Source organism: Corynebacterium tuscaniense DNF00037 (genome assembly GCF_000759055.1).
In the GTDB taxonomy this organism is placed as follows: domain Bacteria; phylum Actinomycetota; class Actinomycetes; order Mycobacteriales; family Mycobacteriaceae; genus Corynebacterium; species Corynebacterium tuscaniense.
In genome coordinates this window covers 1-3,080 of sequence record NZ_JRNG01000069.1, presented here as the reverse complement: position 1 = coordinate 3,080, position 3,080 = coordinate 1, and the positions used below count along the sequence as shown (strand labels likewise).

Genomic DNA, 3,080 nt, shown 5'->3' with positions numbered 1-3,080 from the left:
GCCACCGGCAAGGTGGAAAGCGAGATCGTGGAGCTGACCGGCTACGTCCAGGACGCGAAGAACCCCGGCGTGTTCGGCTGCATCGGGTCCGGCGACCGTGTCGCGGTGAGCTACTCGCTGAAGACCGACGTCTACACCGACAAGGACGGTGTGAAGCACTACCCGCTGGTCGCCCGTATCGACACCGTGCAGCTGATCGACTCCAAGAAAGAGTCCGCTGCGCGCGCAGCCCGTCGCGGAGGCGAGGCGGCGAACGCCGCCCTGGCTGGCGCTGACGCCGACAACGACGAAGCACCGTTCTAACAACGACACCCCGCAGGGAAACCTGCGGGGTTATTTTTTTCAACTATTTCACGGTGTTGATCCAGCTCTTTCACGGCCTTACCCAACTGAACAAAACCCAACAGCCCTAGCATCAGCTTGGCGATCGGGGTGGAGTCTTTTGAGTAGGTCTGTCCCTCCTTGAGGAGCTTCACCGACACTCCTTTGCTGACTAGCTCGTCAACAATGGCGTACAGATCCGTCAGTGAACGCGCGCACCGATCCATCGACGTGACGACAAGCTGATCTCCTGCACGGACATATCGCATTGCTTCATCAAGTCCAGGGCGCTCACGCGATCCACCACTGGCCTTATCCGTGTAATAGGTGAAGACCTTCTCTGCCTTGAGTTGTTCAATCTGACGATCAAGGTTCTGATCTTTCGAACTCACCCGGGCATAGCCCACCTTTTGTCCTGAGATCGCCCCCAACTGTTCAGTGATCTCCAGAGGCAGTGACGGTTCTGTTCCGTTAGTCTTGGAACTAACCCTAGCGAACAGGAAGTTTTTTCATTCACAAATTGTTCGCTTGGGGTGTACCCCAGGTGCCCCTACCAGCGCCCGCAGTTGAAGGCTTCACCTACCAAATGGTAAAGTTAGCTATATGCGAACCAGTCAGCGCTCCGAGATCCTGGAAGCTGCCCTCCGCGTCATGAACGCAGCGGAGGGTGGCGACATTACCCTTGACGCAGTGGCCCACGAGGCCGGGCTCACCAAACCGGGATTGCTATATCACTTCCGCAACCGCGACGTACTGCTCGCCGCGATCGTCGACCACGCTGCGGCCAACGTCGAGAACGACATGACTGCCACCCTTGGCAAGCCCCTCGAGAACGCCAACGCCACCGAGCGGCTCCTGAGCTACGTTCACGTCGCCGCCCACGGGGCCGCCAAGCGCGCCGAGTTCATCATCTGGGGCCAAGCGACGTACCGGCCCGAACTCACCGAACCGTGGACTACGCGGATGGGCCGCTGGCTCGAACTCCCGGACGATCTCGACGCCGCCACCCGAGCCAGGCTGACCACCGCCCGACTCGCCGCCGACGGACTCTGGGGCGCCCAGGCCACAGGTGTGTCCACCCTCCACGGCGCGGATCTCGAAGCCGTCGTCTCCAGCATTCGCTCCCTGATCGAAGGAACAACCCCATGAAGCAGTGGTTCCTGCTCGCTGGTGCCATCACTACCGAAGTGGCGGCGACGCTGTCTCTCAAGGCGGCGCTCAATCACCCATCCTGGTACATCGTGGTTGCTGCCGGATACATCGGCACTTTCGTCTTCCTCACCTTCTGCCTGCGCGAAGGAATGCAGATCGGCGTCGCCTATGGCATCTGGGGAGCCAGCGGGGTCGTGCTCGCCGCTGTGCTATCCGCCGCGATTTTCGGTGAACCTCTGACTGCTGTGATGGGTCTTGGAATGGTTCTGATCATCAGCGGTGTCCTCACCGTCGAACTCGGCTCCCAGAAAGCTCAGCAAACCGCAGCCCAGGAAGCAGGAGTCAACTCATGAGATGGATCTTCCTCGCAGGCGCCATCTTGTCCGAAGTCGTCGCGACCATGTCGCTACGAGCCTCCGACGGTGGCCGGGTGAAGAAATGGTTCATCGGCGTCATCGCGGGGTATCTCGTGGCGTTCGTCGCCTTAAGTCTCGCCTTGGCCGACGGCATGGCCCTTGGCGTCGCCTACGGCATCTGGGCAGCATCCGGCGTAGCTCTCACCGCGATCCTCGCCCGGGTCATCTTCCACGAACCCCTCACCCGAACCATGGCCCTCGGCATCCTCTTCATCGCCGTCGGAGTTCTCACCGTTGAAATCGGCGCCAACTTGGCGAACTGACGCATTTCCGCAGGTAAACCAGGCAGATTGGTGTGCCCCAGGTGCACCACGAGGCGCACAGACAAAGGCTCCCCAATGAGCGCCTGTGGGCCTAGCGTTGTGGATGTGATCACCTGTGTCGTCCACTACACCATCGACCCCGACCAGATCGCGGCCTTTGAACAGTTCGCCCGCGCTTGGATGCGGCATGTCGACGAACACGGCGGCACCCACCACGGGTACTACCTACCCGCGGAAGGTGTGAGTGACCGTGCGGAATCCCTGTTCAGCTTCCCCAGCCTGGCTGCCTACGAGCAGTACCGCACCTTGTTCGGCACCCACCCGGACTTCATCGCCGCTGACCGGATTCGAGACGAGTCCGGGTGCGTCCTGCGGTACGAGCGCACCTTCATGCGGCCGCTCCTACCCCAGGGACACTGAAAGGGACTCCGGCAGCACGCTCGGCACAACCCACAACGCCGCAGGTCAGCGCGTACAGATGGGTGTACCCCAAAAGCCTCATGTCTCGATTATGCCTCACAAACCCCTACCGAGCACCACCCTGCGACAACTTAGGGCGAGACGCTTTAGTGAGACGGGGAGGAGGCCAATTGCCCCATGAAACGGTCTCACATTCCAGTTCCTGCCGGGTGTCTCATAAAACTTTAGGTTTTCAGGACGCTCCGCGACCGCTAGTGGGCCATATAAGCGAGTCGGGTGTGGTCATCGACAGCGGCATGGACGTGGTCGAACCCGATCGGGTCTTCCGGTCGCGGATCGGTCGTGGACTCGCCAACCGCCGCTGTCGGGGATGCGGCTGAGTTTCTTCACATCGATATGGATGAGCTTGCCTGGCCACCAGCAACGCTCTCGCATGCGTGGTCAAGCGGGCGTTACCGTTGGGCATAGAGGCCTCCGGCAGTGAAGAACTAGACAGCTCCACTAAGCC

6 protein-coding genes and 1 pseudogene are annotated in these 3,080 nt (G+C 60.8%); 5 read left to right on the top strand and 2 right to left on the bottom strand.

Annotated elements, in window-relative coordinates; translation table 11 throughout:
• A partial coding sequence (locus HMPREF2129_RS10370) for a single-stranded DNA-binding protein (RefSeq protein ID WP_034666348.1) occupies window positions 1-303 on the top strand: 303 nt, incomplete at its 5' end.
• On the opposite strand, the gene HMPREF2129_RS10365 is transcribed toward HMPREF2129_RS10370, so the two are convergent.
• On the bottom strand, window positions 300-728 hold the full coding sequence (locus tag HMPREF2129_RS10365) for a recombinase family protein (RefSeq protein WP_269544997.1): 429 nt from the start codon (window positions 726-728) through the stop codon (window positions 300-302). The two genes, HMPREF2129_RS10370 and HMPREF2129_RS10365, sit on opposite strands and share 4 nt — an antisense overlap.
• A 196-nt stretch (window positions 729-924) precedes the next feature.
• Between HMPREF2129_RS10365 and HMPREF2129_RS10360 the strand changes: the two genes are divergently transcribed.
• The 4 genes from HMPREF2129_RS10360 (at window position 925) to HMPREF2129_RS10345 (ending at window position 2,572) form a co-directional block, all read left to right on the top strand.
• Window positions 925-1,470: a TetR/AcrR family transcriptional regulator gene (locus HMPREF2129_RS10360; protein ID WP_034666346.1), complete on the top strand. Its 546-nt coding sequence runs from the start codon at window positions 925-927 to the stop codon at window positions 1,468-1,470.
• Window positions 1,467-1,826: a DMT family transporter gene (locus HMPREF2129_RS10355; RefSeq protein ID WP_034666344.1), complete on the top strand. Its 360-nt coding sequence runs from the start codon at window positions 1,467-1,469 to the stop codon at window positions 1,824-1,826. Before HMPREF2129_RS10360 ends, HMPREF2129_RS10355 begins: the two co-directional genes overlap by 4 nt.
• Window positions 1,823-2,152 carry a DMT family transporter gene (locus HMPREF2129_RS10350; RefSeq protein ID WP_034666342.1) on the top strand — a complete coding sequence of 110 codons (330 nt, stop codon included), beginning with the start codon at window positions 1,823-1,825 and terminating at the stop codon, window positions 2,150-2,152. The genes HMPREF2129_RS10355 and HMPREF2129_RS10350 overlap by 4 nt, the downstream gene beginning before the upstream one ends.
• A gap of 105 nt (window positions 2,153-2,257) precedes the next feature.
• Window positions 2,258-2,572 (top strand): NIPSNAP family protein, encoded by a 315-nt coding sequence (locus HMPREF2129_RS10345; protein ID WP_230208643.1) that lies wholly within the window; start codon window positions 2,258-2,260, stop codon window positions 2,570-2,572.
• 263 nt (window positions 2,573-2,835) lie between these two features.
• On the opposite strand, the pseudogene HMPREF2129_RS11280 reads toward HMPREF2129_RS10345, so the two are convergent.
• A pseudogene (locus HMPREF2129_RS11280) lies at window positions 2,836-2,986 on the bottom strand (IS481 family transposase); the annotation flags it as partial.
• Window positions 2,987-3,080 lie beyond the last annotated feature (94 nt).